Origin of the sequence: Streptomyces sp. AN091965 (genome assembly GCF_022698285.1) — a bacterium.
In the GTDB taxonomy this organism is placed as follows: domain Bacteria; phylum Actinomycetota; class Actinomycetes; order Streptomycetales; family Streptomycetaceae; genus Streptomyces.
The window spans coordinates 2,999,825-3,025,602 of sequence record NZ_JALDMY010000001.1 but is presented as its reverse complement, the minus strand read 5'-3'; the positions used below and the strand labels follow the sequence as shown (position 1 = coordinate 3,025,602).

23 protein-coding genes and 1 riboswitch are annotated in these 25,778 nt (G+C 72.3%); of the genes, 13 read left to right on the top strand and 10 right to left on the bottom strand.

The genetic code is table 11. The features are described 5' to 3' along the window. The first annotated feature begins 127 nt into the window (after positions 1 to 127). On the top strand, positions 128 to 1,378 hold the full coding sequence (locus MQV74_RS12600; protein WP_242717027.1) for a L,D-transpeptidase: 1,251 nt from the start codon (positions 128 to 130) through the stop codon (positions 1,376 to 1,378). 22 nt (positions 1,379 to 1,400) lie between these two features. Here the strand turns inward: MQV74_RS12600 and MQV74_RS12595 are convergent, their stop codons facing one another. Continuing rightward, a complete protein-coding gene (locus MQV74_RS12595; protein WP_242717020.1) occupies positions 1,401 to 1,802 on the bottom strand; it encodes a hypothetical protein in 402 nt (133 codons plus the stop codon). Positions 1,803 to 1,966: 164 nt separating this feature from the next. Between MQV74_RS12595 and ctaE the strand changes: the two genes are divergently transcribed. The 6 genes from ctaE (at position 1,967) to MQV74_RS12565 (ending at position 9,256) form a co-directional block, all read left to right on the top strand. After that, positions 1,967 to 2,587 (top strand): aa3-type cytochrome oxidase subunit III, encoded by a 621-nt coding sequence (gene ctaE, locus MQV74_RS12590; RefSeq protein ID WP_138959294.1) that lies wholly within the window; start codon positions 1,967 to 1,969, stop codon positions 2,585 to 2,587. 101 nt (positions 2,588 to 2,688) lie between these two features. Next, on the top strand, positions 2,689 to 3,498 hold the full coding sequence (gene qcrC, locus MQV74_RS12585; protein WP_138959293.1) for a cytochrome bc1 complex diheme cytochrome c subunit: 810 nt from the start codon (positions 2,689 to 2,691) through the stop codon (positions 3,496 to 3,498). Then, the gene (gene qcrA, locus MQV74_RS12580; RefSeq protein ID WP_242717018.1) at positions 3,495 to 4,547 is read left to right on the top strand and encodes a cytochrome bc1 complex Rieske iron-sulfur subunit; all 1,053 of its coding nucleotides are present in this window, start codon (positions 3,495 to 3,497) and stop codon (positions 4,545 to 4,547) included. The genes qcrC and qcrA overlap by 4 nt, the downstream gene beginning before the upstream one ends. Further along, positions 4,544 to 6,196, top strand: a complete 1,653-nt coding sequence (qcrB, locus tag MQV74_RS12575) for a cytochrome bc1 complex cytochrome b subunit (RefSeq protein ID WP_242717016.1) — start codon at positions 4,544 to 4,546, stop codon at positions 6,194 to 6,196. The genes qcrA and qcrB overlap by 4 nt, the downstream gene beginning before the upstream one ends. Positions 6,197 to 6,353: 157 nt before the next feature. After that, on the top strand, positions 6,354 to 7,418 hold the full coding sequence (gene trpD, locus MQV74_RS12570) for an anthranilate phosphoribosyltransferase (RefSeq protein ID WP_242717014.1): 1,065 nt from the start codon (positions 6,354 to 6,356) through the stop codon (positions 7,416 to 7,418). Between the two features lie 86 nt (positions 7,419 to 7,504). Next, positions 7,505 to 7,622, top strand: a riboswitch (SAM riboswitch). Positions 7,623 to 7,804: 182 nt separating this feature from the next. Further along, complete coding sequence (locus MQV74_RS12565) at positions 7,805 to 9,256, top strand: aminotransferase class V-fold PLP-dependent enzyme (protein ID WP_242717012.1); 1,452 nt, start codon at positions 7,805 to 7,807, stop codon at positions 9,254 to 9,256. Here the strand turns inward: MQV74_RS12565 and MQV74_RS12560 are convergent. The 7 genes from MQV74_RS12560 to MQV74_RS12530 all read right to left on the bottom strand — a co-directional run bounded on the left by MQV74_RS12560 (position 9,172) and on the right by MQV74_RS12530 (position 15,614). Continuing rightward, positions 9,172 to 10,431 carry a glycerate kinase family protein gene (locus MQV74_RS12560; protein WP_242717010.1) on the bottom strand — a complete coding sequence of 420 codons (1,260 nt, stop codon included), beginning with the start codon at positions 10,429 to 10,431 and terminating at the stop codon, positions 9,172 to 9,174. The two genes, MQV74_RS12565 and MQV74_RS12560, sit on opposite strands and share 85 nt — an antisense overlap. Before the next feature lie 32 nt (positions 10,432 to 10,463). Beyond that, positions 10,464 to 11,879: an SLC13 family permease gene (locus MQV74_RS12555; protein ID WP_242717008.1), complete on the bottom strand. Its 1,416-nt coding sequence runs from the start codon at positions 11,877 to 11,879 to the stop codon at positions 10,464 to 10,466. A 103-nt stretch (positions 11,880 to 11,982) separates the two neighbouring features. After that, complete coding sequence (locus MQV74_RS12550) at positions 11,983 to 12,645, bottom strand: response regulator transcription factor (RefSeq protein ID WP_138959287.1); 663 nt, start codon at positions 12,643 to 12,645, stop codon at positions 11,983 to 11,985. Continuing rightward, a complete protein-coding gene (locus MQV74_RS12545) occupies positions 12,642 to 14,024 on the bottom strand; it encodes a sensor histidine kinase (protein WP_242728628.1) in 1,383 nt (460 codons plus the stop codon). The genes MQV74_RS12550 and MQV74_RS12545 overlap by 4 nt, the downstream gene beginning before the upstream one ends. Positions 14,025 to 14,169: 145 nt before the next feature. Next, the gene (locus MQV74_RS12540) at positions 14,170 to 14,526 is read right to left on the bottom strand and encodes a small secreted hydrophilic protein (RefSeq protein WP_242717006.1); all 357 of its coding nucleotides are present in this window, start codon (positions 14,524 to 14,526) and stop codon (positions 14,170 to 14,172) included. Between the two features lie 78 nt (positions 14,527 to 14,604). Continuing rightward, positions 14,605 to 14,886 carry an Lrp/AsnC family transcriptional regulator gene (locus tag MQV74_RS12535; protein WP_055550052.1) on the bottom strand — a complete coding sequence of 94 codons (282 nt, stop codon included), beginning with the start codon at positions 14,884 to 14,886 and terminating at the stop codon, positions 14,605 to 14,607. Next, positions 14,883 to 15,614 (bottom strand): rhomboid family intramembrane serine protease, encoded by a 732-nt coding sequence (locus MQV74_RS12530; protein WP_242717004.1) that lies wholly within the window; start codon positions 15,612 to 15,614, stop codon positions 14,883 to 14,885. The genes MQV74_RS12535 and MQV74_RS12530 overlap by 4 nt, the downstream gene beginning before the upstream one ends. Before the next feature lie 165 nt (positions 15,615 to 15,779). Here MQV74_RS12530 and MQV74_RS12525 point away from each other — a divergent pair, with 165 nt between their 5' ends. The 5 genes from MQV74_RS12525 (at position 15,780) to MQV74_RS12505 (ending at position 21,220) form a co-directional block, all read left to right on the top strand. Further along, positions 15,780 to 16,019, top strand: a complete 240-nt coding sequence (locus MQV74_RS12525) for a hypothetical protein (protein ID WP_138959284.1) — start codon at positions 15,780 to 15,782, stop codon at positions 16,017 to 16,019. 35 nt (positions 16,020 to 16,054) lie between these two features. Then, on the top strand, positions 16,055 to 17,404 hold the full coding sequence (locus MQV74_RS12520) for an NYN domain-containing protein (RefSeq protein WP_242717001.1): 1,350 nt from the start codon (positions 16,055 to 16,057) through the stop codon (positions 17,402 to 17,404). A 214-nt stretch (positions 17,405 to 17,618) separates the two neighbouring features. Further along, positions 17,619 to 18,683: a C40 family peptidase gene (locus MQV74_RS12515; RefSeq protein ID WP_242717000.1), complete on the top strand. Its 1,065-nt coding sequence runs from the start codon at positions 17,619 to 17,621 to the stop codon at positions 18,681 to 18,683. A gap of 229 nt (positions 18,684 to 18,912) precedes the next feature. Next, the gene (locus MQV74_RS12510; protein WP_242716998.1) at positions 18,913 to 19,950 is read left to right on the top strand and encodes a C40 family peptidase; all 1,038 of its coding nucleotides are present in this window, start codon (positions 18,913 to 18,915) and stop codon (positions 19,948 to 19,950) included. Positions 19,951 to 20,020: 70 nt separating this feature from the next. Beyond that, a complete protein-coding gene (locus MQV74_RS12505) occupies positions 20,021 to 21,220 on the top strand; it encodes a hypothetical protein (protein ID WP_242716996.1) in 1,200 nt (399 codons plus the stop codon). On the opposite strand, the gene MQV74_RS12500 is transcribed toward MQV74_RS12505, so the two are convergent. Continuing rightward, a complete protein-coding gene (locus MQV74_RS12500; RefSeq protein WP_242716993.1) occupies positions 21,177 to 22,502 on the bottom strand; it encodes a glycosyltransferase 87 family protein in 1,326 nt (441 codons plus the stop codon). The two genes, MQV74_RS12505 and MQV74_RS12500, sit on opposite strands and share 44 nt — an antisense overlap. A gap of 127 nt (positions 22,503 to 22,629) precedes the next feature. On the opposite strand from MQV74_RS12500, the gene MQV74_RS12495 reads away from it, so the two are divergent. Continuing rightward, positions 22,630 to 23,772: a glycosyltransferase family 4 protein gene (locus MQV74_RS12495; protein ID WP_242716992.1), complete on the top strand. Its 1,143-nt coding sequence runs from the start codon at positions 22,630 to 22,632 to the stop codon at positions 23,770 to 23,772. A 52-nt stretch (positions 23,773 to 23,824) separates the two neighbouring features. Here MQV74_RS12495 and MQV74_RS12490 read toward each other — a convergent pair whose 3' ends face one another. Further along, on the bottom strand, positions 23,825 to 25,621 hold the full coding sequence (locus MQV74_RS12490) for an AMP-dependent synthetase/ligase (protein WP_242716990.1): 1,797 nt from the start codon (positions 25,619 to 25,621) through the stop codon (positions 23,825 to 23,827). Between the last annotated feature and the right edge of the window lie 157 nt (positions 25,622 to 25,778).

The window sequence follows — 25,778 nt, the reverse complement described above, 5'->3', positions numbered from 1 at the left end:
GGACACTCCGTCAGGAGCGTCCGGGCCCCTGGCCGTTTCCGCCGCCGTCCCGCGTCCGCCTTCCGGGTGAACCCTCGTACGGGTCACTCACCGCGCACGGCGTGTCATACCTTCATACCGTGTGGTCATGAGCCACTCTCCGCGAATCCGCACGGTACTGAGCTGCACCCTCCTTGTGGTCGCCGTCGGCACGGTCACCACGGCCTGCGGGGCTGGCGGCCATCCGCTCTCGGCGAAGCCGTACGACGCGGCGAGCCAGATCGCCTTCAACGGCCCCGCGGGCAGCAGCGGGAAGGCCGACCCGGACAAGCCCCTCGAAGTCACCGCACAGGGCGACGACGGGCGCATCACGGACGTCACGGCCACCGACCAGCAGGGCCGCTACGTGGCGGGCGAACTCTCCGCCGACGGCACCCGCTGGCACAGCACGGTCCCCCTGGCGGCGGGCGCCCACTACACCGTGCGGGTGAGCACGGAGGACGACGAGGGCTCGCCCGGCCGCAAGGTCCTTGCCCTCGACACCGCGACGGCCGCCAAGAAGCGCCAGCTGAAGGTCACTTTCGGCCCGGAGGCGGGCAAGTACGGCGTCGGCCAGCCCGTCACCGCCAAGCTCAGCGCCCCCGTCAAGGCCAAGGCGGCGAGGGCCGTCGTCGAACGGGCGCTCAAGGTCCGCTCACAGCCCGCGACGGAGGGCTCCTGGCACTGGGTGGACAGCAGGACGCTGCACTACCGCCCCAAGGAGTTCTGGCCCACCCACGCCACCATCCACGCGCACTCCAACCTGGAGGGCGTGAAGGTCACCGACAAGCTGTGGGGCGCCGAGTCCAAGCCCCTGAAGCTGACCACCGGCGACAAGGTCGTGGCCGTCACGGACGCCTCCTCGCACTGGATGACGGTCTACCGCAACGGCGAGGAGATCAACTCCATCCCGGTCACCACCGGCAAGCCCGGCTACTCCACGCGCAACGGCATCAAGGTGGTGCTCGGCAAGGAGTACGTCGTACGGATGACCAGCGCCAGCATCGGCGCGTCGGACTTCTACGACAAGATGGTCTATTACGCCACGAGGGTCACCGACAGCGGCGAATACGTCCACGCGGCCCCCTGGTCGGTGGGCTCCCAGGGCTACGCCAACACCAGCCACGGCTGCACCGGCATGAGCACGGGCAACGCCGCCTGGTTCTACGAGACGGTCCGCCAGGGCGACATCGTCGAGGTCGTCAACAGCTACGGCGCCGACATGGACCACTTCGGCAACGGCTACGGCGACTGGAACGTCCCCTGGAAGACCTGGCGCAAGGGCAGCGCCCTCCTGGCCGACACCAAGGCGGGCCGCGCGGCACTGGCGGCGACCCGCCTGCGCCCCCAGTCGGTGTAGGGGGCGGGCGGGGGCGGGGCTCCTAAGCGCTCAGGGCGGCCCTGGAGCGCAGCAGAGAGGCCAGGGCGGCGGCGAACTCCACCGGCTCGACCGGCAGGGTCACCGCCGCCTCCGCGCGGCTCCAGGTGGCCAGCCAGGCGTCCTGCGGCCGCCCCATGAGCAGCAGCACGGGCGGGGCCTGGAAGACCTCGTCCTTGATCTGGCGGCAGACGCCCATGCCCCCCGCGGGCACGGCCTCGCCGTCGAGCACGCACACGTCGATGCCGCCGTGGTCGAGCTCCTTGAGGACCGCGGGCAGCGTCGCGCATTCGACGAAGCGGACTTCGGGGACGTCGGCGGCCGGCCTGCGCCCGGTCGCCAGGCGGACCTGTTCCCGGGTGCTCGCGTCGTCGCTGTAGATCAACACCGTGGCGGTCGGCTGCATGGTTCCTCCGCTTCGTCGAGGGATCTCGCGCGGATGCTACTCCTCCCGACACCCCGTCAACACCGGTTCGGACGGTGCCGCGATGGGCCATCCGGGCAGGACACAGGCCGCAGACACTCCGAACGGCACCCCCCGGGGTGAGGGCGGGATAAGCGACCGACATAATGTCGGTCGTGGCGACAGCAACGACAGTAGACACCGGGCACGCGCACCCGCCGGTCAATCGACCGAACCTCACCAGCGTCGGAACCATCATCTGGCTGAGTTCCGAGCTGATGTTCTTCGCGGCCCTCTTCGCGATGTACTTCACCCTGCGATCGGTGACCGGTCCCGACCACTGGAAGGAAATGGCCGATGCCCTGAACTTCCCGTTCTCGGCGACCAACACCACGATCCTGGTGCTTTCCTCCCTCACCTGTCAGCTCGGCGTGTTCGCCGCCGAGCGCGGTGACGTGAAGAAGCTCCGGATGTGGTTCATCGTCACCTTCATCATGGGTGCGATCTTCATCGGCGGCCAGGTCTTCGAGTACACCGAGCTGGTCAAGCACGAGGGCCTTTCGCTCTCGTCCGACCCGTACGGCTCGGTCTTCTACCTGACCACCGGCTTCCACGGACTGCATGTGACGGGCGGTCTCATCGCCTTCCTGCTGGTCCTCGGCCGCACGTACGCGGCCAGGAGGTTCACCCACGAGCAGGCGACCGCCGCCATCGTCGTGTCCTACTACTGGCACTTCGTCGATGTCGTCTGGATCGGCCTCTTCGCCACGATCTACATGATCAAGTAGTCGGCGCCGGGGTCGGGGCGGCACCGCGTCGCCCGCAGAGCCCGACGTACCGACACATTCCAGAAGCATCGACGCAGAAGATCCTGACACCGGGGTAATCCGTGAAAAAGCTCTCCGCACGACGACGCCATCCGCTGGCGGCGGTCGTCGTCCTACTCCTCGCGCTGGCGGCCACCGGGGGGCTGTACGCCGCGTTCGCGCCGGCGGACAAGGCGCAGGCCGACGAAACCGCTCAGTCCCTCGCCATCGACGAGGGCAAGAAGCTCTATGCCGTGGGCTGCTCCAGCTGCCACGGAACCGGCGGTCAGGGCTCGTCCGACGGCCCGAGCCTGGTCGGCGTCGGCGCCGCCGCTGTCGACTTCCAGGTCGGCACCGGCCGCATGCCGCTGCAGCAGCAGGGCGCCCAGGCGCCGAAGAAGAAGGTCATCTACAGCCAGGCCCAGATCGACCAGCTGGCCGCGTACGTGGCCTCGCTGGGCGCCGGCCCCTCCGTGCCGACCGAGAAGCAGGTCGACCCGAAGGGTGCCGACATCGCCAAGGGCGGCGAGCTGTTCCGCACCAACTGTGCCCAGTGCCACAACTTCACCGGTGAGGGTGGCGCGCTGACCCACGGCAAGTTCGCGCCGAGCCTCGAAGGCGTCAGCAAGAAGCACATCTACGAGGCCATGCAGACCGGCCCGCAGAACATGCCTTCCTTCCCCGACACGACCATGCCGGAGAAGAACAAGAAGGAAATCATCGCGTACATCGACGCGGTCAACAGCGAGAAGACCGAGAGCCCCGGCGGTCTCAAGCTGGGCGGTCTCGGACCGGTCAGCGAGGGCCTGTTCGCCTGGATCTTCGGCCTCGGCGCGCTGATCGCGGTCGCCGTGTGGGTCGCCGCCCGGACCGCAAAGGCCAAGAAGTCATGAGTAGCCAAGAAACCCCAGAAGAGAACCTGCCCAGCGAGCAGGAGTCCGCGCACGGCGCGGTGGCCGTCGCCGAGGACCCCTTCGCGGACCCGGGCCTGCCGCCGCACGAGCACCGCGTCCAGGACATCGACGAGAAGGCCGCCCGGCGCTCCGAGCGCACGGTCGCGATGCTCTTCACGATCTCGATGCTGGCGACCGTCGGCTTCATCGCCTCCTACGTGGCGTTCCCGGTCGACAAGAGCGTCTACATCTGGCCGATCGGGCACATCAGCGCGCTGAACTTCGCGCTGGGCATGACCCTCGGCGTGGCGCTGTTCTGCATCGGCGCGGGCGCGGTCCACTGGGCCCGCACCCTGATGTCCGACGTCGAGGTCGCCGACGACCGGCACGCGATCGAGGCCGAGCCCGAGGTCAAGGCCAAGGTCATGGCGGACTTCGCGGCGGGCGCGAAGGAGTCCCAGCTCGGCCGGCGCAAGCTGATCCGCAACACCATGTTCGGCGCGCTGACCCTGGTCCCGCTCTCCGGTGTCGTCCTGCTGCGTGACCTCGGTCCGCTGCCGGAGGACAAGCTGCGGCACACCCTGTGGTCCAAGGGCAAGCTGCTCGTGAACATGAACACGAACGAGCCGCTGCGTCCGTCCGACGTCGCCGTCGGTTCGCTCACCTTCGCCAAGCCGGAAGGCCTGGAGGAGCACGACCACGACTTCCAGACCCAGATCGCCAAGGCCGCCCTGATGATCGTCCGGCTCCAGCCCGACGACATCAAGGACAAGCGCGAGCTGGCGTGGTCGCACGAGGGCATCGTCGCGTACTCCAAGATCTGCACCCACGTGGGCTGCCCGATCTCCCTGTACGAGCAGCAGACGCACCACGTCCTCTGCCCGTGCCACCAGTCCACCTTCGACCTCTCCGACGGCGCCCGAGTCATCTTCGGCCCCGCCGGTCACGCCCTTCCGCAGCTGAAGATCGGCGTGAACGAGGAGGGCTACCTCGAGGCGCACGGCGACTTCGAAGAGCCCGTCGGTCCTGCCTTCTGGGAGCGCGGATGAGCACCGAGAACACCACGGCGACGGCGGCCCCGTCGACCGATTCACGCAAGAAAGCGCCCGCCGGCGAGCGGGTCGCGGACTGGGCCGACGGCCGGCTTGGGATCTACTCCCTGGCCAAGGCCAACATGCGCAAGATCTTCCCGGACCACTGGTCCTTCATGCTCGGTGAGATCTGCCTCTACAGCTTCATCATCATCATCCTCACGGGTGTGTACCTGACGCTGTTCTTCCACCCGTCGATGAACGAGGTGGAGTACCACGGCAGCTACGTGCCCCTGCAGGGCCAGCTGATGTCCGAGGCGTTCAACTCGACCATGCACATCTCCTTCGATGTGCGCGGTGGTCTGCTGATCCGGCAGATCCACCACTGGGCGGCGCTGATCTTCCTCGCCGGCATGTTCGTGCACATGATGCGCGTGTTCTTCACGGGTGCGTTCCGCAAGCCGCGTGAGGTCAACTGGCTGTTCGGCTTCCTGCTGTTCGTCCTCGGCATGTTCACCGGCTTCACCGGTTACTCGCTGCCCGACGACCTGCTCTCCGGCACCGGTGTCCGCTTCATGCAGGGTGCGGTCCTGTCCGTGCCGATCGTGGGCACGTACCTGTCGATGTTCCTCTTCGGCGGGGAGTTCCCCGGCGGCGACTTCGTCGCGCGGTTCTACTCGGTGCACATCCTGCTGCTGCCGGGCATCATGCTCGGCCTCGTGGTGGCGCACCTGATCCTGGTCTTCTACCACAAGCACACGCAGTTCGCGGGCCCCGGCAAGAGCAACAAGAACGTCGTCGGCATGCCGCTGCTCCCGGTCTACATGGCCAAGGCCGGAGGCTTCTTCTTCCTGGTCTTCGGTGTCATCGCGGCCGTCGCGGCGATCGCCTCGATCAACCCGATCTGGGCGATCGGCCCGTACCGCCCGGACCAGGTGTCCACCGGCGCCCAGCCCGACTGGTACATGGGCTTCGCCGAGGGTCTGATCCGTGTCATGCCGGGCTGGGAGATCAACCTCTGGGGCCACACGCTGGTCCTGGGCGTGTTCATCCCGCTGGTCATCTTCCCGCTGGTCCTCGCGGCCATCGCCGTGTACCCGTTCATCGAGTCCTGGGTCACCGGCGACAAGCGCGAGCACCACATCCTGGACCGCCCGCGCAACGCCCCGACGCGGACCGCGTTCGGCGTCGCCTGGGTCACCGCGTACATGATCATGCTGGTCGGTGGTGGAAACGACCTGTGGGCCACGCACTTCCACCTGTCGATCAACGCCATCACCTGGTTCGTCCGGATCTTCTTCTTCGTCGGACCGGTCATCGCGTTCGTCGTCACCAAGCGGATCTGCCTGGGCCTCCAGCGCCGCGACAAGGACAAGGTGCTGCACGGGCGCGAGTCCGGCATCATCAAGCGCCTGCCGCACGGTGAGTTCATCGAGGTGCACGAGCCCCTCGACCAGGACCAGCTGCACACCCTCACGGCGCACGAGCAGTACAAGCCGCTCGAGATCGGCCCGACGGTCGACGAGAACGGCGTCGAGCGCAAGGTGACGGGCTCGCAGAAGCTGCGGGCGAAGCTGTCCAAGGGCATGTACGGCGAGGACGGCCAGATCCCGAAGCCGACGGTCGACGAGTACAAGGAGATCACGAGCGGCCACGGCCACCACTGACCCCTAGGTCCCCGACCGTTGCAGGTCGCCACGGCAAGAGCCCCGTCCAGCACCTGGACGGGGCTCTTCGCCGTCCCCGGGCTGGATAGGGTGGGGGCACCCCCAGGGGCGGGGACGCGCCCCCTCGACGTACGCAGACGAACACACAGGAGCGGCCATGAGCGCTGTGACCCCCGCAGGAGGCGACACCGCGGCGGCCCGTTCCTGGCCCGACGTGCTGAACGGACTGCTCGACGGCCGCGACCAGAGCGCCGACGACACGGCCTGGGCGATGGACCGCATCATGCGCGGCGAGGCGACCGACGCGCAGATCGCGGGCTTCGCCGTCGCGCTGCGCGCCAAGGGGGAGACCGTCGAGGAGATCTCCGGTCTCGTCCGCGCCATGTACGCGCACGCGCACGTCATCGACGTACCCGGACCGAGCGTCGACATCGTCGGCACCGGCGGCGACGGCGCCAAGACCGTCAACATCTCCACCATGTCCGCGATCGTCGTCGCCGGGACCGGCGCGAAGGTCGTCAAGCACGGCAACCGGGCGGCCTCCAGCGCGTCCGGCGCCTCCGACGTCCTGGAGAAGCTCGGCGTCAATCTGGAGCTGACGCCGCAACGGGTGCGCGAGGTCGCGGACGAGGCCGGGATCACCTTCTGCTTCGCGGTGAAGTTCCACCCGGCGCTGCGCCACGTGGCCCCCGCGCGGCGCGAGCTGGGCATCCGCACCACGTTCAACTTCCTCGGCCCGCTGACCAACCCGGCGAAGGTCCGGGCCCAGGCCACCGGTGTCGCGGACGCGCGGATGGCGCCGATCCTCGCGGGCGTGCTGGCCGAGCGCGGCTCCTCCGCGCTGGTCTTCCGCGGCGACGACGGCCTGGACGAGCTGACCACCACGGCCACCTCCCGGGTGTGGGTGGTGCGCGACGGCGGCGTCCGCGAGGAGGCCTTCGACCCGCGGGACGTCGGCGTCGACCTGGTGCCCGTCGAGGCCCTCCGGGGCGCCGACGCCTCGTACAACGCGGAGGTCGCACGGCGGCTCCTGGACGGCGAGACCGGCCCCGTGCGGGACGCGGTGCTGCTGAACGCCGCGGCGGCCCTGGTCGCCCTGGAGCCGGGCGAGGGCCCGCTCGCGGAGGGGATCCGCGCGGGGATGGCGCGGGCGGCCGAGTCGATCGACTCCGGGGCGGCACGGTCCGCCCTCGCGCGCTGGGTGACGGCCAGCAACCGCTGACCGCGAGCCGCGTGTGGCGCACACCGCAGTCCGGATCCTGGACTGCGGTGTTGCGCTTGCAAGATCGTGTGGCAAGATGCTGCGCAGGTCATGAGTGACAGCGACTACGGCCCCGGCCCGCTGTCCGGCAACCCTCCGTCCGTGGCGGGGTGCCCCGGGTGAAGACCAGGCGGTGAACAGCAAGGTTCACCGCAAGCGCGGACCCCTCGCGTCACCAGGGGTCCTGGTCGTCGAGGGAGCAGTCTCGTGAGCCAGCGAATGCGATAGGGCCGAAGGCCCCGTTCTCCGTACCCCCTTCTTCCTTCTCCTGTGCCGTTGACCGGTCGCGTTGTCGCGTCGACCGCTGTCCGCACAGTGATCTCGCCTGCCTCTCACGGGAGTTCGCCATGCCTGCCTCCACCGCTGCCACCGCCGCCGTCGCCCCCGCTGTCGCCGCCACCGACTCCGAGTCCGCCGACCCCTGCTGCGCCGAGCCGCTGCCCGTGCTCGGCCGTGACGTGACGGTGCCCCTCGTCACCGGCGGCGAGGTGACGTACGCGGCCCTCGACTACGCGGCGAGCGCCCCGGCGCTGCAGCGGGTGTGGGACGACGTGGCCGCGTACGCGCCGTACTACGGCAGCGTGCACCGCGGCGCCGGGTACCTGTCGCAGCTGTCGACCGACCTGTTCGAGAACTCCCGCAGGACGGTGGCCGAGTTCCTCGGCTGCCGCGAGGGCGACCAGGTGGTCTTCACCCGGTCCACGACGGACTCGCTGAACCTGCTCGCCGCCGTCCTGCCCGCCGACTGCCAGGTCTTCGTCTTCGAGACCGAGCACCACGCCTCCCTGCTTCCGTGGCGCGACGCGCGCGTCACGTATCTGAACGCCCCCCGGACGCCCGGCGAGGCGGTGCGCACCCTGGAGCGCGCCCTCGCCGACCGGGACCCCTACGGGCCCGCCCTGGTGTGCGTGACCGGTGCCTCGAACGTCACCGGGGAGCTGTGGCCGGTGCGTGAGCTGGCCGCCGCCGCGCACGCCCACGGCGCCCGCATCGTCCTCGACGCCGCGCAGCTCGCGCCCCACCACCCCGTGGACATCGCGGAGTTGGACGTCGACTGGATCGCCTTCTCCGGGCACAAGCTGTACGCGCCCTTCGGCTCCGGGGTGCTCGCCGGGCGGGCCGACTGGCTGGGCGCGGCCGAGCCCTACCTCGCCGGCGGCGGTGCCTCGCGCACGGTGACGCGGCGTGCCGACGGGGGAGTGGACGTCGAGTGGCACGACACCGCCGCTCGGCACGAGGCGGGCTCGCCGAACGTCATCGGCGCCTACTCCATCGCCGCCGCCTGCAAGGCCCTGACCGAGGCCGGGTTCGACTCCCTGGTCGCGCGGGAGCGGCAGCTCATCCAGAAGGTGCGCGAGGGGCTCGCCGGGGTGCCCGAGGTGCGGGTGCTCTCGCTGTTCGGGGACGACGCGCCCCGGGTCGGGGTCATCTCCTTCGTGGTCGACGGCTGGAACAGCTCGCACTTCGCGGCCGCGCTGTCCGCCGAGTACGGCATCGGCGTGCGCGACGGCCTGTTCTGCGCGCACCCGCTGGTACGCACGCTCCTCGGCAGCGCCCCGGACGAGCCCGGCGAGTGCGGCGCCCCGGAGGCCGCCCCCGGCGAGCGGTCGCTGAACGCGATCCGCGTGAGCTTCGGCGCGGGCACCCCGGACGAGCACGTCGAGCGGTTCGTACGGGCCGTCAAGGAGCTGGTCAGCGACGGTGCGCGGTGGAGCTACCGCACCGAGGACGGGCGCTGCGTGCCCGACACCGACACCGGCACGGGCATCGGCACCGACGCCGCGGCCACCGCTGCCTGACCCGGCAGGCGCGAGCCGAGCAGGATCATCCGCAGGGCCCGCTCGGTGGCGTCGGTGAGGAATTCGCCGCCCCGGCCGAGCGCCTCGGTGAGCGTGACGGGGGCGGGCAGGATCGCGCTGTAGGCGTCCACGCCCGCCGCCCGCACCAGGTGCGCCCCGTCGCCGATGGTGCCCGCGAGGGCGAGCACCGGGCGGCCGAACCGCTTGGCACGGCGGGCCACTTCGGCCGGGACCTTGCCGCGCGGCGTCTGCCGGTCGAGGGCGCCCTCGGCGGTGACGACCAGGTCGGCGCGGGCCAGCCTGGCGTCCAGGTCGAGGTGGTCGAGGAGCACGTCGAAGCGGGGCAGGAGCCGGGCGCCGAGCGCGGCGAGGCCCGCGCCGAGGCCGCCGGACGCGCCGGTGCCGGGGCCGTGGAACAGATCGGCGCCGGCCTTCAGGTCGCGGGTGAGGACGTACGCCCAGCGCTCCAGGCCCGCGGCGAGCTCCTCGACCTGGGCCGGGGTCGCGCCCTTCTGCGGGCCGAAGACGCGGGCCACGCCCTGCTCGCCGCACAGGACGTTGTGCTGGTTGCAGGCGACGAGCAGCTCGGCCTCGGCGAGGCGCGGGTCGGCGGCGGAGGCGTCGACGTGGTGCAGCCGCGGCAGCTCCCGGCCGCCCTGCGGCAGTTCCCAGCCGTCGGCGTCCAGGAGCCGGACGCCGAGGGCCTGGAGGGCGCCCGCGCCGCCGTCCGAGGTGCCCGAGTCGCCGCAGCCCACCAGGATGCGGCGGGCGCCCGTGTCGAGCGCGGCGCGGATCAGCTCGCCCACGCCGTACGTCGTGGTGGCGCCGGGGTCGCGCAGCTCGCGCGGCACCAGGCGCAGGCCCGCGGCGGCCGCCATCTCCACCACGGCGGTGCCCGAGTCGAGGAGCGCGAAGTGGGTGCCGATGCGCTCGCCGAGCGGGCCGGTGGCGGGCAGCGCGACCAGCCGCCCGCCCGCGGCCGCGGCGAGCGCCTGGGCGGTGCCCTCGCCGCCGTCGACGAGCGGGATCAGGTCGACCCCGGCGTCGGGCAGGACGCGCCGGACGCCCTGTGCGATGGCCTCGGCCGCGGACTGGGCGGACAGGGACTCCTTGAAGCCGCTGGGGGCGATGGCGACACGACGGAGCGAGGACGGTGCGGGGGGCGTGTGCGGCATGGGGCGTACTCCTTGAGGGCGAGGGGCGGGGCTCAGCGGCTGACGGGCACGCCGAGCAGCGGCCACACCGCGAGGGCGAACAGCAGGACGAGCGCGGCCGTGAGCGGGGCCAGGACGGCGGAAAGCCGCAGCAGGTCGCGCGGGGTGTAGGTGGGGGTGCCGGGGATTTCGGCGAAGAGGGTGACCGGCTTCGCGGAGGCGGGCAGGGTGTGGCAGAAGCCCGCGGCGGCCGTGGACGCGAGGGCCGCGGCGACCGGGTTCACGCCCGCGCCGACGGCGGCGGCCACGACCAGCGGCACGAGGACCGACGAGCGGGCCGAGCGGGACTGCAGGACCAGATGGGCCGCCGTGCTGACCGCGACGACGACGGCGAGGAAGAGCCAGGGCGGCGCGTCGACGGGAAGCCCCGCCACGAGCCACGTCGCCGCGCCCGAGTCGGCGAGCGCCACGCCCATCGCCATCGTCGCGGCCATGAAGAGCAGCAGCGACCACGGCACGGTCTTCAGGGCGTCCTTGAGGCGGACGGTGCCGAGCGCGGGCGAGGCCGCCACGACCGCGCCGATCAGCGCGACCACGGCGGGCGGGACCCGGTGCAGCGGCTCGCTGCACCACAGCGCGACCACCGTGGCGAGCAGCAGCGCGCAGCGCGTCTCCGCGGGCTCCCAGGGTCCGGTCACGGGGCGGTCGCTGTGCGCCTGGATGTCCTCGGCGGCGATCGCGACCGGCCCCTCGCGGTCCGCCCGGCGCGTGGTCGTCAGGAGCACGGCCTCGGCGGCGAGGTGGGACGAGACGATCGCGAGCGGCAGGCCGAGCAGCAGCCACTTCGTGAAGCCGATCTCCTGGCCGGTGCTCTCCCACAGGACGGACACCGTGATCAGATGCGCGCCCGCCCCGATCAGGGTCGCGACCGCCGACAGCAGGATGACGGTCGGGAAGAGCAGCGCCAGCATCACGACCAGGCGCCCGCGGTCGGCGAGGACCTTGGAGAGGGCCAGGAAGACGGGCAGCGCGAGCGCGGCCCGGCCGGAGGTGGCGGGCACCGCGAACGCCGTGACGACGAGCGCGGCGGTCGTCAGGTGCGTCAGCTGCCGCACGCTGCGCGCCCCGCTGACCAGGAACGCCGCCGCACGCCCCGCGAGCCCGCTGCGCGCCACGGCGGCGGCGAGCACGAACGCGCAGATCAGCAGCCACACGGTTTCGTCCCCGAGGGTGCCGAAGAGGGTGTCGCTGCTGATCACGCCGGTGGCGGTGAGGGCGAGCCCCGCGCCGAGCGCGATGTACGTGTCGTCGACGGGCGTGCCGATCCAGGCGCAGGTGGCGAGCGCGAACACGGCGAGCGTGAGCCGGGCGTCGCCGCTCAGCCCCGCGAAGGTGCCGGGGACGGCGAGGAGCGCGCACAGGCTCAGGGCCAGGCACAGGAGGATCAGTTGCCGCGGTGTCGCTGTCACGCGTTCAGCGTCGCGGGGCGCGGTGAGCCCCCAATGAGCCGCACATGAAGGAAACTTCACCGAGCGCGCCCCGCCCTCGGCGCGGGCGCGCCGGTGGCACCGCTCAGGCGGGCAGGCGGTAGCCCATCCCGCGCACCGTCTCCAGACGCTCCGCGCCCAGCTTCTTGCGCAGCGCCCGTACGTAGACGTCCACGATGTTGGACCCGGGGTCGAAGTCGTAGCCCCACACGTGGGACAGGATCTGTTCGCGGGCGAGCACCTGCCCCGGGTGCCTCAGGAACAGCTCCAGGAGCACGAACTCACGGGCCGTCAGGTCCACCGTGCGCTCGCCGGAGCGGGCCCTGCGGGTGCGCAGGTCGAGGGAGAGCGTGCCCGACCTGAGGACCGTCACCTCCGGCGCGCGCGCCGCCGTGCGCAGCCTGAGGCGCACCCGGGCGAGGAGTTCCTCGAAGCGGAACGGTTTGGTCATCCAGTCGTCGGCGCCGCCCTCAAGACCGGCCACCGTGTCCCGCACGGAGTCCCGGGCGGTGAGCACGATGACCGGCACCGTCACCCGGGCCTCGCGCAGTTCGCGCAGCACGGTGAAGCCGTCGCGGCCGGGCAGGCCGATGTCCAGGACGACCAGGTCGAAGCCGCCGGTGAGGGCGTACTCGTAGGCCGCGTCGCCGTCGCCGACCACGGTGGTGGTGAAGCCGTTGGCGCGCAGGCCCTTCTCGACGAAGGAGGCGATGCGTTCCTCGTCCTCGACGATGAGGATGCGGTTCACGTGCGTACCTCTTCCAGGGGGCGTACGAGGTCCAGGGTGAGGGCGAAGGTGGCGCCGCCGCCCTCGGTGGCGCCGAGGCCCACCCGGCCGCCGTGGGCCTCGGCGATCGCGCGGACGATGGCCAGGCCGAGGCCAGCGCCGCTGGTGCGGGCGCCGCGCCGGGACGTGCCGCGCCGGAAGCGCTCGAAGATGACGTCGGCGTCCTGGGCCTGGACGCCGGGGCCGCTGTCGGCCACGTACAGCTCGATGTGCGGGCCCGTGATGCGGGAGCCCACGCGGATGCGTTCGCCGCGGGTGGTGTGCTGCACGGCGTTCTGCGCGAGCTGGACCATGGCCTGGGTGATGCGCTGCGGGTCGAGGACGGCCTCGCGGTCGGCGACCTCGGCCAGCTCCCAGTGGCGCTCGCCCAGCGTGCGGGCCTTCACGAAGACGTCGGCGGTGAGCTCGGCGAGCCGCACCGGCTCCGGGGTGATGAAGTCCGGGCGCTCGGCCTTGGCGAGCAGCAGCAGGTCCTCGACGATGCGGCTCATCCGGTCCAGTTCGTCGGTGACCAGGCGCACGGTCTCCTCGCGCTCGGCCGGATCGTCGCCCATGAGCTCCAGATGGCCGCGGACGATGGTGATCGGGGTGCGCAGCTCGTGCCCGGCGTCGTCGACGAACTCGCGCTGCGCGGCGAAGGCCCGCTCCAGGCGGTCCAGCATGCCGTTGAACGTCTCGGCGAGCGCGGCGACGTCGTCGCGTCCGCGCACCGGGATGCGCCGGGTCAGGTCCTGCTCGGTGAGCTGGGCGGCGGCGGTGCGCACCAGGCGGACCGGCTTGAGGATGCGCCCGGCCACGACCCAGCCGATGCCGGTCGTGAGCAGCAGCGCGACGCCGGAGATGGCGAGGAGGATGCGGAACACGTCGTCCGCCTTGGCCTGTTCGGCGCCCGGGTGGAAGGCGACGACGAAGGCGGCCTCGGGCTCGCCGCCGTGCGGGGCGACCTCGACCTTGGCCCAGCGCAGCTCGCCGGACGCCCGGTCGAGGGTGCCGGTGGAGCCCTTCGCCGCGAAGATCTGGCGGCGGGCGTCGGGGTCGCGGTGCAGCGGGTGCGCGACGGACAGCTCACGGGCCTGGGTGAGCTGGGCGGGGCCCTGGCCGGAGCGGTGGACGAGCCCGATCAGCTCCTCGCCCGGGTCGGCGTACTGCCGCTCCAGGAAGACTTCGAGGAGGCGGCGCGGGTCGGTGAAGCCCGCGCCGGTCTCCGGGTCGACGCCCCCGTCCACGAAGTGCGTGAACTCCCCGGTCTCCTGGGTGAGCAGCCGGTTCACCCGGTGGTCGACGTCGCGCAGCAGGATCGAGCGGGTGGTCGCTGCGACCGCGGCGAACGCGACCGCCATCACCACGAGCAGCCACAGCAGGATGCGGACGCGCGCCGAGATGCGGCGCCGCACGGTCCCGCGGGAGTCGCCGTCCCGGGAGCCGGGGGAGCCGGAGGGCTGATGCGCGTCGCGGGGGTCGCGCGGGCCGGGGGAGGCACGCGGGTCAGCCGTCGTCGCCCGGCCCGTCGTCGTCGGTGTCGTCGGCATCGTCTCCCGGCCGTCCGGGTCCGCCGGATCCGGAGCCCCGGTCGTCGTCATCGTCATCCGTGTCCCCCGCGCCGCCCTTGCCGTTCCCGCTCTGCTCGGAGCTCTCGCTGACCGGAGGCCGGTCGACGACCTGGTCGCTGGGGGTGGGCTCCGGCCCGGTGGGCGTGCCCGACGGGGAGCCGCTCTCCAGCTCCACCTTGGGCGGGACCTTCGGCTCGGCGGGGGAGTCCGTCAGGGCGTAGCTGGTCGCGGCGATGCCGAGGGGGATCGCCACGACGGCCGCGAGGGCCGCCATGCGGTGGGAGAAGACCATGGCAGCGAGCGTGCGGGGCGTACCGCGTCATCTGGATGAGCCGGGGATGAAGAAACCCTCATCCGGTGCGGTGCGCCGCTAGGAGTCGAGGCCGATCGCGAACGCGGCCTCCAGGTCGTGCTGCGAGTACGTGCGGAAGGCGACGTGCGTGTCCGTCCCCTCGACGCCCGGGATCTTGCTGATCCGGCCGGGGATGACGTCGGCCAGGTCGTCGTGGCGGGCCACCCGGACCATGGCGATCAGGTCGTACGTGCCCGTCACCGAGAAGACCTCGCTGACGCAGTCGAGGGCGGCGATCGACTCGGCGATCTCCGGGATCCGGTCGACGCTGGTCTTGATGAGCACGATCGCGGTGATCACGGCTGGCTGTCTCCCTCGGTGGCCGTTCCTGAGGCTTTCACTCTAGTCCCCCGCCGACAGCACCCCCAGGCGTAGACAAACCCGAGCGAAAAGCCCACGAGGTGCGCCAGATAGGCCACACCGGGCCCCTGTCGCTGCTGCCCCGCCGCCACCCACTGCAGCGCCACCCAGAACGGCAGCACCACCCAGGCCGGGAACCGCAGCGGCAGGAAGAACAGGAACGGGAAGAGGCTGGTGACGCGCGCCTTCGGGAAGAGATGGAGAAAGGCGCCGAGCACGGCGGAGATCGCCCCGGACGCACCGACGAGGGTCTGCCCGGACCCCGCGTGCGCGACGGCGTAGCCGAACAGGGCGAGACAGCCGCAGCACACGGCGAAGAGCGCGTACTGGAGGTGGCCCATGCGTTCCTCGACCATCACGCCGAACACGTACAAGAACAGCATGTTGCCCAGGAGGTGCAGCCAGCTGCCGTGCACGAAGAGGGCCGTCAGGGGGGTGAGAGCGGCTCGGGGCTTGCCGCTGAGGAGTTCGACGGGTACCACCCCCCAGCGTTCGAAGTAGGCCTGCTGGGCGGCGATGAGCCGGTCGCCCGTGCCGTACGAGGGGTTGAGTCCGGACAGCGGGGACAGGACGAAGACGACGCAGCAGACGGCGATCAGCGCGCACGTCACCGGGGCGGTCGGGCGCCTGAGCGCGCGGACCGCCGCCACGCCCCACGTGTTGATCATGCACAGAGCATGGCGTAAGCGAGCCAAACGGTACAGACCGCCTCGCCCGGGTGGTTGTGGGTACGGGACGGGCAGCCTCCGCAGGTGCACGCGGTGGTCCTTACGCAGGCCTTAGGGTTACGGGAAATACGCATCACGGCCTCCCGAAGGAAAGCGAACGTCACGATGACGGTTCCCCTGCCGACCGACACCACCCGATGGCGCTGCACGCTCTGCGGCAACCTCACGCGGTTCGATGTGACCCGCTCCTCGAAGGTCGTCGAATATGTGCACCTCGACCTGGCCGGAGAGCCGAACGTCGAGGAACGCGAGGTGGTCAGTGAGACCATCGAGTCGGTCCGCTGCCGCTGGTGCAACGCGGTGGACCAGGTGGAACTCGTGGACAGGCCCGGGGCCGGCTCCTGATGGGGGCGGGCCCCGCACAGCTAGTGGGGTGACCGATGGTGGAGAGCGCGGGCGGAACGCCGGAGGACGGCGCCGCCGAGGTGCTCGACCGTCCGCTGCCCGACGGCGTGCGGCGGGCGGTCGTACAGATCGTGTCGGACGGCTTCGGCGGCCTCACGGTGGGAGAACTGCCGCCGCAGCTGCGGCAGTACGCGCGCTTCACGCCCACCCGGCGCGTGAAGTTCGCGGGCAACGCCATGGCCGCGGCCCTGGAGGGCGACCCGGTGTTCCGCCAGCGCATCGGCGAACGCCTGCGCGAGGCCCAGCCCGAGCTCACCGCGGCCCTGGACGCGGGCACGCCGCCGCCCGCCGCCGACCCGCTGGACGTGGCGGCCGCCGCCTATGTGCTGCGCCCCACCGGCTGGGTGAAGCTCGTCACGGCCGCGGGCGAGGAGGCCCAGCGGGCGGACGCCGAGCGCGCCGACGAGGAGACCCGGGCCGAGCTGGAGCGGCTGCGCGCGGAACTCGCCGCCGCCCGCGCCCACACCAAGGTCGAGACCGACCGGCTGCGCGCGGAGCTGGACGCCGTGAAGAAGGAAGCCGAATCGATGCACCGCAAGCTGCGCGGGGCACTCAGCGACGTCAAGCGCGGCGAGGCGGCCCTGCGCAAGGTCACCGCCGACGCCGAGGCCGCGCGCGCCGAGGGGCAGGCGCAGCTTTCGGCCACCGACAGCGAGACCCGGCGCCTGAAGGCCCGCCTCGGCGAGGCGGAGGCGGCCCTGGAGGCCACCCGCAGGGCCGCGCGCGAGGGCCGCAGCGTCGAGGACATGCGGGTACGCCTGCTGCTCGACACGGTGCTCGACGCGGCCCAGGGGCTGCGCCGCGAACTGGCGCTGCCGCCGGTGTCGGTGCGCCCCGCCGAGACCGTGGACGCCGTCGAGCCCGGCCGGATGACGCCCAAGGACATCGCGGCCCGCGCCCTGTCCGAGAACGACCCGGCGATCCTGGACCAGTTGCTCGCGCTGCCCCAGGCGCATCTGGTCGTCGACGGCTACAACGTCACCAAGACCGGCTATCCCACGATGCCCCTGGAGAAGCAGCGGCTGCGCCTCCTCGGCTCGCTCTCGCAGCTCGCGCTGCAGACCGGGGCCGAGGTCACCTGCGTCTTCGACGGCGCCGAGCTGGCCGCGCCGGTGCTGCTCGCGCCGCCGCGCGGGGTACGGGTGCTCTTCTCGAAGCCGGGCGTCACGGCGGACGAGCTGATCCGCCAGCTCGTGCGCGCCGAGCCGCCGGGGCGGCCGGTGATCGTCGCCTCGACCGACCGCGAGGTGGCCGACGGCATCGCCAAGGCCGGGGCGCGGCCCGTGGCGTCCGTGGTGCTCCTGAAGCGGCTTACGCGCGGCTAGCCGGAATCCGTAACTGGCGTTCCCTATGCCTGAATTGGACCGCTGTCGCATGCGACGGAGCGTCAACTGACCGCTACGGTCCGTCGATCAACTGTAAAGAAAACGCTCGTTGACCGAATTTTTCGCGGTCAGGATTTGATCTGATCACAACGGGGTCACTAGGGTCGCGGCCAGACCTCCGCTCTGTTGATCACTCATCGAAGGAGCCGCCTTCGTGGCTTCCCACCGTCGTCTCAAGCAGCCGGGCCGCGCCCGCGTGACCGTGCTCACCGCGACCGCCGCGGCGGCCGTGGCGCTCACCTCGCAGGCGGCCAACGCCGCACCGAGCGAGAAGCCGAGCAAGGACGAGGTGAAGTCCAAGGTCGACAAGCTCTACGAAGAGGCGGAGAAGGCGACCGAGAAGTTCAACGGCGCCAAGGAGAAGCAGCAGAAGCTGGAGAAGCAGGTCGACCGCCTCCAGGACAAGGTCGCCCGCGGCCAGGACGACCTCAACGACCTGCGCGGCGGCCTCGGTTCGCTCGCCAGCGCGCAGTACCGCTCCGGCGGCATCGACCCCTCCCTGCAGCTGTTCCTCTCCGCCGACCCGGACAGCTACCTGGACAAGGCCTCCGCGCTCGACCAGCTGAGCACCAAGCAGGCCGAGGCGCTCAAGAAGATCCAGGCGAAGCAGCGCACCCTCGCGCAGCAGCGCAAGGAGGCCTCCGACAAGCTCGCCGACCTCGCCACCACGCGCGAGGAGCTCGGCAAGAAGAAGCGCGAGGTCCAGGGCAAGCTCGGGGAGGCGCAGCGCCTGCTCAACACGCTGTCCGCCAAGGAGCGCGCCGCCCTCAAGGCCAAGGAGGACCGCGCCAGCCGCGACGCCGAGCGCAAGGCCTCGGACACGGCCGACGCCCCCGAGACCAAGGCCCCCCAGGGCGGCGTCAAGGGCTCCAACCGCACCATGGCCGCGTACGCCGCCGCACAGAGCAAGATCGGCTCACCGTACGTCTACGGCGCCAGCGGCCCCAGCTCCTTCGACTGCTCCGGCCTCACCTCCTGGGCCTACGCCCAGGCCGACGTCTCCATACCCCGCACCTCGCAGGCCCAGGCGAACGCCGGTACGCGCATCGCGTCGCAGAGCGACCTCAAGGTCGGCGACCTGGTCATCTTCTACGGCGACCTGCACCACGTCGGCTTCTACGCGGGCAACGGCCAGGTGCTGCACGCCCCGCGCACCGGCGCCGTGGTGCGCTACGAGTCGATCAACAACATGCCCTTCCAGTTCGGCGTCCGCATCTGACCCCGACTGCCGTAGCGGCACCGCCCAATCGGGCGAATTCCGCCACCTTCCAGTGACCCCGCGCCCCGCCGATGACCTGCGTCTGAGGCGGGGCGTCACCGTGCGTAGGCACCGGAGGTCTTTGGCCGCGGCCTGATCACGCGGCTACTGTCGCGCGCGTTCCCCGACAACCGGGGTACGGCTCCCGCGTCCGCGGGGGTCCCTCCAGCGGAAGGGAGAGCGGCTACCCGTGGGGTCCCATCGCCGTCCCGCAGTCACCGGCCTCGACCGGAGCGCACGCGCCGCCACCGTCACCGTGCTGTCCGCCGCCACCGCGGCCGCGGCCCTCGCGGTGCCCGCGAGCGCCGCCCCCGCCGACCCGCCGACCGCGACAAAGGCCAAGGTCGACCGGCTCTACGAGCAGGCCGAGCAGGCGACGGAGGCGTTCAACAAGGCGGACGAGCGCGCGGACACGCTGCGCCGCCAGGTCGAGCGGTCCAAGGACAAGGTCGCCCGCGGCCAGGAGCGCATCAACGAGATGCGCGGCACGCTCGGCACGCTCGCCGAGGCCCAGTACCGCTCGGGCGGCATCGACCCCTCGCTCGCCCTCATGCTCTCCTCCGACCCGGACGCCTATCTGGACAAGGCCTCGGCCCTCGACCGCATCAGCGCCCGGCAGACCGGCCACCTCACCAAGCTCCAGCGCGCCCAGCGCGCCCTCGCCCAGGAGCGCACCGAGGCCGGGCGCAAACTGGCCGAACTGGAGAAGAGCCGCAAGACCGTCGCCCGCCACAAGCGCTCCGTCGAGGACAAGCTGGCCAAGGCGCGGCGGCTGCTCAACTCCCTCTCGGCGGCGCAGCGCGAGGAGTACGACAGGTCCTCGCGCTCGGCGGACGGCGGCTCGTCGCGGCCCGACCTCGCGAGCGCCGGGGCCCCGGCGTCCTCGCGCGCGGCCGCCGCCATCGCCGCGGCCCGCTCGGCGGTCGGCAAGCCCTACGTGTGGGGCGCCAACGGCCCCTCCGGCTTCGACTGTTCGGGCCTCACCCAGTGGTCGTACGCGCAGGCGGGCGTCGGTCTGCCGCGCACCTCGCAGGCGCAGCGCTACGCCGGGCGGCAGGTGCCGCTCGCCCAGGCACAGCCCGGTGACCTCGTCACCTACCGCGACGACGCCAGCCACGTCGGGATGTACGTGGGCAACGGCCAGGTCGTGCACGCGCCCTACCCGGGCGCCGCGGTGCGCTACGACCCGGTGGGGATGATGCCGGTGTCGTCCGTGACCCGGGTCTGAGTGACGCGATTGCGCGGGTGACCCGCCGTCGGCCGGGGGCGGCCCGCCCCGCCCCCGTACGATCGACAACGTGGCTGGTCGACGGCGTGGACGCGGAGTGTGGGCGGCGGGCATCGGTCTCGCGGTGCTCGCCCCCCTCGCGTTCGCGGGCTGCGGCGGCCCCGAGCCCGCGGACACCGTGCCCGACGGGGTGCGCGAGCTCCTGGACCGGCGCGCGGCGGCGGTGCTCGACCGCGACGAGCGGGCCTACGAGGCCACGGGCGGCCCGGTCACCGCGTACGACAACGTCCGTGAGCTGCCGCTGAGGTCGTGGTCGTACCGCCTCAAGGACTTCGACCGCGACGGGGCGCGCGCCACCGTCACCGCCGAGCTGCGCTACCGCGTGGCGGGCTACGACCGGGCGCCGCTCGGCGTCGACCGCACGCTGGTCCTGCGCGAGCGGAAGGGCCGCTGGTACGTCAGCTCCGAGCGGCCCGCGCGCAAGGCCGCCGAGCAGCTCTGGGACCAGGGCCGCGTCGAGTCCGTGCGCGGCACCCACAGCCTGGTCCTCGGCGTCGGCAGGGAGCGCGCGGACCTGAGACGGTACGCGCGCCTCGCCGACGACGCGGTGCCCGACGTGAGCGCCGCCTGGCCGCGCCCGTGGGCGGGCCGGGTCGTGGTGCTCGTCCCCAGGTCCCTGGACGGCATGGCCGACCTCCTCGGCGCGCCCGCCTCCGGCTACCAGGGCATCGCCGCGGTGACCACCGGCGAGGCGGGCGGCTCGGGCACGGCGCCCGCGGACCGGATCATCATCAACCCCGACGCGTACGGGGTCCTCGGCGACCTCGGCAAACAGGTCGTCCTCACGCACGAGGCCACGCACGTCGCCACCCGCGCCGACACCTCGCGGGCCACCCCGCTGTGGCTCTCCGAGGGCTTCGCGGACTGGGTGGGCTACCGGGGGACGGGCCGCGCGCCCGAGCAGGCCGCTCCCGAGCTGCGCCGCGCGGTCGTGGACGGCTCGCTGCCCGCGGCCCTGCCCGAGGACGCCGACTTCGGCTTCAGCGGCGACGCGAACCGTCTCTCCCGGGCGTACGAGGGGTCCTGGCTGGCCTGCCGGATGATCGTCGAGAAGTGGGGCGAGCGGAAGCTCGTGGAGTTCTACGCGGCCGTCGGCGCCCACGACGAGCGCGCGGGGGCGGTGGAGAAGGAGCTGCGGGACGTCCTGGGCGTCAGCCCCGAGGACTTCACCGCGCGCTGGCGGGACTACCTGCGGCGGGAGCTGGGCTGAGCGCGGGAGCGACCGTCACGACCGTCTGCCGCCACAGCGTCCGGCAGGCGAGGAACGCCGCCGCCACCAGGAGGCCGTTGCGGACGACGAGCAGCGTCACGCCGAGCGCGTCGCTCGCCACCACGTGCGCGAACCACACGGGGAACTCCAGGAACGTCACGAGCGTGGCGGCGAGCACGAGCCGGGCGGGCACGGCCATGCGGCTGTCCCGGTACGCCAGGCACACCGCCGCGACCCCCACCAGCCACACCAGGTACTGCGGGCTGATCACCCGGCTCGTGATGGTGAAGAGCAGCACCGCCGCGAAGGCCGCGTCCGCCGGGGTGGTCACCGACCAGGCGCGGGCCCGCGCCCGCCACAGCAGCAGCCAGCCGAGGGCCGCCACCGACAGGACCTGCGCGCCGGTGCTCACCACGGACACATAGGGGCCGAGGAACTCCACCGATCCGTAGTTGAGCTGCACGGTGCCCTGCCAGCCCAGGTGGCGCGCGACGTGGAAGACGAGCGAGCCCAGCGACTCCACCTCCGTGCCCCGGTCGCGCTGGAAGGCCAGGAACGCGAAGGCGCCCGGCATCGCCACCACGGACACCACCGCGACCACGGCCGCCGCGGCCGCCGCCGCGCCCCAGGAGCGCCGTGTCGCCACTCCGCGCGGGGCGCCCACGAGCAGCAGCACCGGCCACACCTTCACCAGCGCACCAAGGCCGGCGAGGGCCCCCGCCGCGCGGGCCCGGCGCGCGCCCGCCAGCAGGGCGGCGACCGCGAGCGCCGTCACCATCAGGTCGTACCGGGCGTAGGCGGTCGGGCCGAGCAGCGCCACGCCCGCCGTCCACACCCACACCCCGCGCAGCGTGCGGCCCGGCCGCCCGCCCGCGTGCACCAGCAGGCCCGTCACCACCGCGTCCGCCGCGAACGACAGGAGGAAGAACGCGGCGGGATAGCTGAGGAACGGCAGCAGCCCGGGGCCGAGCACCGCGAGCGCCGCGGCGGGCGGGTACTGCCAGGTGACGTCGTCGAGCGGGAACGTGCCGGTGCGCAGGACGTCGTACCAGCCCTGGTAGATGAACGTGACGTCGCTGGTGACGTCGGGTCCCGGCGTCACGATCACGCGGAAGACGCACAGCAGGAGCACGGCCCTGGTCAGGGTCCAGACGGCCAGGAGACCCAGCTCGTGGGCACCGGTCCGCGGCGCCGGTGCCGGGCCCTCGGCCGCGCTCGCACCCGTGTCCGTGCCCGTATCCGTGTCCGTCACCGCGGCCGTGCTCGTGCTCGTGCCCGTCATGCGCACCTCGCCCGTTTTCCAGTACTTCATTACTATTCGCCGGTCATGATGCCCGGACCGGGGGCGGGGCCGTGTGAGGCGGGGCCGTGCGACGCGCGGGGGCGCCCGGCCGGTACTGTCAGCCGCGATGCACAAGACCCTGATCGTCACGAACGACTTCCCGCCCAGGCCCGGTGGCATCCAGGCGTTCCTGCACAACATGGCGCTGCGGCTCGATCCGGCCGAACTCGTGGTCTACGCCTCCACCTGGAAGCGCGGCCGCGAGGGCGCCGAGGCCACCGCCGCCTTCGACGCCGAACAGCCCTTCACGGTCGTCCGCGACCGGACGACGATGCTGCTGTCCACGCCCCGCGTGACGCACCGCGCCGTCTCGCTCCTGCGCGAACACGGCTGTACGTCGGTGTGGTTCGGCGCGGCGGCACCGCTCGGCCTGATGGCCCCCGCCCTGCGCAGGGCGGGGGCGCGGCGCCTGGTGGCGACCACGCACGGGCACGAGGCGGGCTGGGCCCAGCTGCCCGCGTCCCGTCAGCTCCTGCGCCGCATCGGCGAGTCCACGGACACCATCACCTACCTGGGCGAGTACACGCGCTCGCGCATCGCCGCCGCGCTGACGCCCGCCGCGGCCGCGCGCATGGTCCAACTGCCGCCCGGCGTCGACGAGAAGACCTTCCACCCCGGCTCGGGCGGCGCCGCGGTGCGGGCGCGCCTCGGCCTCACCGACCGCCCCGTGGTGGTCTGCGTGTCCCGGCTCGTCCCCCGCAAGGGGCAGGACACCCTGATCCTCGCCATGCCCCGGATCCTCGCCGCCGAGCCCGACGCGGTGCTGCTGATCGTGGGCGGCGGGCCGTACGAGAAGGAGCTGCGCAAGCTCGCCGCCGAGACGCGGGTCGCGGACTCCGTGGTGTTCACCGGGGCCGTGCCGTGGGCCGAGCTGCCCGCGCACTACGGCGCCGGGGACGTCTTCGCCATGCCCTGCCGGACCCGCCGCGGCGGGCTCGACGTCGAGGGCCTCGGCATCGTCTATCTGGAGGCCTCCGCCACGGGCCTGCCGGTCGTCGCCGGGGACTCCGGCGGGGCGCCGGACGCCGTCCTCGACGGGGAGACCGGCTGGGTCGTCAGGGGCGGGTCCCCCGAGGCCGCGGCCGAGCGGATCCTGCCCCTGCTCGGCGACGCGGAGCTGCGCCGACGGATGGGGGAGCGGGGCCGCGCCTGGGTCGAGGAGCGCTGGCGCTGGGACCTCCTGGCGGAGCGGCTCCGGGACCTGCTGTAGCCCCGGCTCCGCCTGGATCGGCCTGCGCGGAGCGCCGCTGAACCTGCGCGGGCTACCCCCGGTACAGCGCCTCGATCTCGTCCGCGTAGTCCTTCGCGACCACGTTGCGCTTCAGCTTCAGGGACGGCGTGAGGTGCCCGGAGTCCTCCGTGAACTGCGCGGACAGGACCCGGAACTTGCGCACCGACTCCGCCTTGGAGACCGCAGCGTTGCCGTCGTCCACGGCCCGCTGGACCGCGGCGAGCAGCTCGGGATCCTCCCGCAGCGAGGCCGCCGTGGCCCCGGCGGGCTTCCCGTTCTCCTGGGCCCACCGGCCGAGGAACTCCTCGTCGAGGGTGACGAGCGCGGCCACGAAAGGACGCCCGTCCCCGACGACCATGCACTCGGCGACGAGCGCGTGCGCGCGGATGCGGTCCTCGATGACGGCGGGCGCGACGTTCTTGCCGCCCGCCGTCACGATGATCTCCTTCTTGCGGCCGGTGATCCGCAGATACCCGTCCTCGTCGAGCGTGCCGATGTCCCCGGTGTGGAACCAGCCGTCCGCGAGGGCCTCCTCGGTGGCGCCCTCGTTGTTCCAGTACTCCTTGAACAGGTGCTCGCCGTGCAGCAGCACCTCGCCGTCGTCGGCGATGCGGACGACCGAGCCGGGCAGCGGCTGCCCGACCGTGCCGATCTTCTGCCGGTCCCAGGGGTTGAAGGCGGTGGCCGCGCAGGACTCGGTGAGGCCGTAGCCCTCCAGGACGGTGAAGCCGATGCCGCGGAAGAAGTGGCCGAGGCGCTCGCCGAGCGGGGCGCCGCCGGAGATGGCGTACTCGCCGCGCCCGCCGAGGACGGCCCGCAGCTTGCTGAAGACGAGCTTGTCGAAGAGCTTGTGCTTCAGGCGCAGGCCGAGCGAAGGCCCGCCCGGGGCGTCGAGCGCGCGGCTGTAGGCGATCGCCGTGTCCGCGGCCTTGTCGAAGATCTTGAGCTTGCCGTCGGCCTGGGCCTTGGCGCGCGCCCCGTTGTAGACCTTCTCGAAGACGCGCGGCACCCCGAGGATCAACGTCGGCCGGAACGCGGCCAGTTCGTCCGTGAGGTGCTTGATGTCGGGGGCGTGGCCCAGCTTGATGGGGGCCATCAGCGCGGCCACCTCCACCAGACGGCCGAAGACGTGCGCGACGGGCAGGAAGAGGAGCACCGAGCACTCGCCCGTGCGGAACAGCGGGTTGAGCCGCTCCACCACGTTGCCGCACTCCGCGAAGAAGCTGCGGTGGGTGAGGACACAGCCCTTGGGGCGGCCCGTGGTGCCCGAGGTGTAGACGATGGTCGCCGGGTCGTCGGCGCCCGCGACCGCGCTGCGCTCGTCCACGGTCGCGTCGGAGACCTCCGCACCCGTCCGGTTCAGCTCCGCCACGGCGTCCCGGTCGATCTGCCACACGTGTGCCAGGGCCGGGAGCCGGTCGCGCACGGACTCCACGGCCGCCGCGTGCGCGTCCGACTCGACGACGCAGGCCACGGCGCCCGAGTCGCCGAGGATCCACTGGATCTGCTCGGCGGAGCTGGTCTCGTACACCGGCACGGTGACCGCGCCCGCGCTCCAGATCGCGAAGTCGAACAGCGTCCACTCGTAGCGCGTACGGGACATCAGACCCACCCGGTCGCCCGGCCCGACGCCTGCGGCGATCAGCCCTTTGGCGGCGGCCCGCACCTCGGCGAGGAAGGCCGTCGCCGAGACGTCCTCCCAACGTCCGTTCACCTTGCGGCCGATGACGGCGACATCCGGATGCTGCGCGGCGTTGCGGCGGACGATGTCGGTCAGGTTGCCGTCCGCGGGGACCTCGTACAGGGCCGGAAGGCTGAACTCGCGCAAGACTGCTGCTCCTACATAGGGCGCCGACGCCACGACGTTGTGCGATGCGACGGTGCGGTCCAAGGTCGGGCAGGCGCTCAGCCGGAGGGGGGCTTACGGGGGTTCGTCGAGGTGCCGAGCGCTACTGGACTGCCCGGACGTTACCCACCGGTATGGC

Coding starts and splice junctions, on each gene's coding strand:
- MQV74_RS12540 (WP_242717006.1), bottom strand. CDS start 14,526: ATGGTCTTCTCCCACCGCATGGCGGCCCTCGCGGCCGTCGTGGCGATC.
- MQV74_RS12530 (WP_242717004.1), bottom strand. CDS start 15,614: ATGATCAACACGTGGGGCGTGGCGGCGGTCCGCGCGCTCAGGCGCCCG.
- ctaE (WP_138959294.1), top strand. CDS start 1,967: ATGTCGGTCGTGGCGACAGCAACGACAGTAGACACCGGGCACGCGCAC.
- MQV74_RS12545 (WP_242728628.1), bottom strand. CDS start 14,024: ATGGCGGTCGCGTTCGCCGCGGTCGCAGCGACCACCCGCTCGATCCTG.
- MQV74_RS12595 (WP_242717020.1), bottom strand. CDS start 1,802: ATGCAGCCGACCGCCACGGTGTTGATCTACAGCGACGACGCGAGCACC.
- MQV74_RS12525 (WP_138959284.1), top strand. CDS start 15,780: ATGACGGTTCCCCTGCCGACCGACACCACCCGATGGCGCTGCACGCTC.
- MQV74_RS12560 (WP_242717010.1), bottom strand. CDS start 10,431: ATGCCGCACACGCCCCCCGCACCGTCCTCGCTCCGTCGTGTCGCCATC.
- MQV74_RS12520 (WP_242717001.1), top strand. CDS start 16,055: ATGGTGGAGAGCGCGGGCGGAACGCCGGAGGACGGCGCCGCCGAGGTG.
- qcrA (WP_242717018.1), top strand. CDS start 3,495: ATGAGTAGCCAAGAAACCCCAGAAGAGAACCTGCCCAGCGAGCAGGAG.
- MQV74_RS12600 (WP_242717027.1), top strand. CDS start 128: ATGAGCCACTCTCCGCGAATCCGCACGGTACTGAGCTGCACCCTCCTT.
- trpD (WP_242717014.1), top strand. CDS start 6,354: ATGAGCGCTGTGACCCCCGCAGGAGGCGACACCGCGGCGGCCCGTTCC.
- MQV74_RS12565 (WP_242717012.1), top strand. CDS start 7,805: ATGCCTGCCTCCACCGCTGCCACCGCCGCCGTCGCCCCCGCTGTCGCC.
- MQV74_RS12500 (WP_242716993.1), bottom strand. CDS start 22,502: ATGACGGGCACGAGCACGAGCACGGCCGCGGTGACGGACACGGATACG.
- qcrB (WP_242717016.1), top strand. CDS start 4,544: ATGAGCACCGAGAACACCACGGCGACGGCGGCCCCGTCGACCGATTCA.
- MQV74_RS12495 (WP_242716992.1), top strand. CDS start 22,630: ATGCACAAGACCCTGATCGTCACGAACGACTTCCCGCCCAGGCCCGGT.